Genomic DNA, 545 nt, shown 5'->3' with positions numbered 1-545 from the left:
GTTTCAAATTACGTTAAATTTGTATTTATGGATAATGCATTTAAAAAATATAGTATCGACACAACAGACTATCAGGTTGGCCAAGACAACGTTCAAAAATGGGGCTTCGATATACACAATCCCGTATTCGGCATCAGTGCTGGTCTCGTTGTTTTCTGTCTTATTTCACTTCTTCTTGTCGAGCCAGTTACCGCTCGCGACGCATTAAACGGGATCAAAAACGGAATTATTGAACAGTTTGATGCATTCTTTATGTGGTCTACCAATTTCTTCTTATTGTTCGCTGTTGCTCTGCTTTTCTCGCCATTAGGTAAGATTCGTTTAGGCGGTAAAGAGGCGACGCCGGATCATTCAACCGTTTCATGGTTATCAATGCTGTTTGCTGCAGGTATGGGTATTGGTCTTCTCTTTTGGAGTGTGGCTGAGCCAACGGCCTATTTCATGGATTGGTGGGGCACGCCGCTAAAGGCAGAAGCGTATTCAGCCGATGCCAAATCACTCGCGATGGGCGCGACCATGTTCCATTGGGGTGTTCACGGTTGGAG

Annotated in this window: 1 protein-coding gene; it reads left to right on the top strand. The window is 44.6% G+C overall.

The features are described 5' to 3' along the window. Positions 1-27: 27 nt before the first annotated feature. Positions 28-545 (top strand): BCCT family transporter (locus tag R7E78_RS29715; RefSeq protein ID WP_318059090.1); only part of this gene is annotated, 518 nt, incomplete at its 3' end.

The sequence above is a fragment of the Vibrio sp. YT-19(2023) genome (genome assembly GCF_033337395.1).
This window is presented reverse-complemented; position numbering and strand designations above follow the sequence as displayed.